Source organism: Occallatibacter sp., assembly GCF_049802275.1.
Taxonomy (GTDB): Bacteria; Acidobacteriota; Terriglobia; order Terriglobales; family Acidobacteriaceae; genus Telmatobacter.
On the sequence record NZ_JBARMD010000482.1, the window covers coordinates 1 to 2,461 of the forward strand.

Annotated in this window: 2 protein-coding genes and 1 tRNA gene; all 3 read right to left on the minus strand. The window is 58.3% G+C overall.

From position 1 onward, the window contains the following. Position 1: 1 nt before the first annotated feature. A tRNA-Ser gene (locus WA354_RS16830) sits at positions 2-91 on the minus strand. A gap of 178 nt (positions 92-269) precedes the next feature. After that, complete coding sequence (locus WA354_RS16835; RefSeq protein ID WP_472814183.1) at positions 270-1,016, minus strand: HpcH/HpaI aldolase family protein; 747 nt, start codon at positions 1,014-1,016, stop codon at positions 270-272. 167 nt (positions 1,017-1,183) lie between these two features. Next, positions 1,184-2,461: TolB family protein (locus tag WA354_RS16840; protein ID WP_472814184.1), on the minus strand; the 1,278-nt coding region annotated here is incomplete at its 5' end.

Below are 2,461 nucleotides of genomic sequence, written 5' to 3' on the forward strand. Positions count from 1 at the left end.
TTGGCGGAGGGAGAGGGATTCGAACCCCCGGTACCCTTTCAGGTACAACGGTTTTCAAGACCGCCGGTATCAACCGCTCACCCATCCCTCCGCTGGGGAAAGGCCACTATCCGTCAGTTTACCGCACCTTGACCTTTGCAGGCTCAGGGCAAGGTTGCAATTCAGTGTCCCACAGTTCTGATGGTACCCAGCAATTGCTGTGCTTCGCAGAAACGGGACTCCCGAGGCCTTGACTCTGCTCGCACACCCGACTGCCGAGCGACCCTGTTTCAACCCTGATCACCCAGCGCTTCACGAACAGCCTTGTAACCGTTCAGCAGAAAGCTGCAGTCTATCCCGACGGCAATCAAGTCAAACCCTGCCTCCGCATACACCTTCGCCTTCTCTGCCGTTGCCGAGAAAATCCCACATGGCTTTCCGGCACCCCTGCACAGCGCCTGCACCGCGGCAATACTCTCCACCACATGCGACGAATCCACTTCTCCCGGGACCCCGAACGATCCGCTTAGATCGTATGGACCGATCACCACGGCATCCACGGCCGCGTGCGTCACAATCGCCTCCGCATTCTTTACTCCGGCCACGGTTTCAATTTGCACGATGATCGCGTAATCCTGCGTTCGCAGACACTCTGCAAAACGCGACCCGTACCCTTGCGCACGCCCAATTCCAATGCTCCGTTCTCCGCGCGGCGGATAAAGCGCAGCACGCGCAATCTCGTCTACCTCGGCCGCTGACGATACCTGCGGCAGAATAATCCCATCGCAGCCAATATCGAGAAATCGCTTGATTGCCGTCGCCGATCGGTCTGGCAGCCGCACAAACGTGGGTGACCCCACCGCGTTTACCGCGCAAGCCGTCGCTGCGCTTATTTCGTTGAAGCATCCATGCTCCCCATCGATCCACAGCCAGTCAAAACCCGCGAGCCGCGCGATCTCCACAATAGCCGGATGATCAATCGTCACGATTGTGCCCAGCTTCATGCCGCCCGATTGCAGCCATGCCTTCGCATCCATCCGGCACCCATTCCTCTGTTTCGATTTCCAATCATTCCAGACGCAGCATTGGGCGCGATCGCCTTGGCAACGCCGTGGTAATTTCACTGACTTTACTCAGAGCGTAGCGAACCGCACTCACGAGAACCGCCGTTGAACTTATTTTGCCTTCACGGGTCCCGCCGCCCTCACTCCCTCGCCCCCGGCATCAGATACTCATAACTGACAAACGCCACCTTTGTGCTGTCAGGCGACCACGATGGCACATTGTTCGTACCCTGTCCGCCAAATAGCTTCGCCAGCACCTTCACCTTCTTGTCCGCAAGCGACATCACATTCAGGCTCACATCTTTGTCTGGTGGATGCCCGGTCACATCCTTATCAAACGCGACAAACGTCATCCATTTCCCATCCGGCGAAATGTGCGGAAACCAGTCATTCGTCTCCTCCGTGATCACCTGCTCCTGCTCACTTCCATCCGGATGCATCCGCCAGATTTGCATGTGTCCGGTGCGCTCCGAATTGAAATAGATCCACTGTCCGTCCGGCGAATACTCGGGGCCGTCATCCAGCCCTGGCGCGGTCGTCAGGCGCTTTTCCTCGCCGCCATTCACTGGAACCGAGTAGATGTCAAAGTTATCTCCGCGCTGACCGACGAACGCCAGCGTTGCTCCATCCGGAGACCAACCGTGCCAGTACGATGGTCCCACTGGCGTGATCTTCTTCGGTGTGCCACCCGCGATCGGCAGCGTATACACCAGCGACTTGCCCATCTCTGTCGAGTCGCTGATCGCCAGCATGGTCCCATCCGGCGAAATTCCATGATCGTTGTTGCATTTCACCTGCGGATCAGTAGGAATGCGTACCGGCTCACTACCGTTCACCGCCAGCCGATAGATCCCTCCCTCCTGGTTGAACAAGAAGTAGGAGCCATCGCGCGACCAGTTGGGCGCCTCAAAATGCGCCTGTGCTACGTACGCGACTCGCCGATCCGCCGACGCAACCGGCACCGTCTCGAGCGTGCTGTAAAGCACTGGCTTCTCGTTGGTCTGTGCGAGTGCCTCCACCTTCACATTCGAAAACACCGCCGTCTCCGTCGCATCCTTATCGTGCGCGGAAACCCCTATCCCCACGTAAAACGGCCCATCCAAAACCAATTTCGCCGACGCGCCCGATGGCTCCAGCTTGCCGTCGGGGCCTGAAACAAACGCATAGAAATAGTCTCCGCGCTTTTCCAGCCGCACCCGTTTCGGTCCGGTCACGTTTGACTGCACTTCGTGATCGTCTGCGCCGGCCGCATCGCGAAACTGCAGCGACGTCAGCCCCTCGCCATGTCGCACAATATCCACCGCGGGCGAGTTCCCATCCAGGCTCTGCCGGATCATCAGAACCGCCTTGCGATGAGGATTTCCCTTGTCTCCTACGAACGCAATATCCGCCGAGATCGCCAGATCCCCGCTCATCTT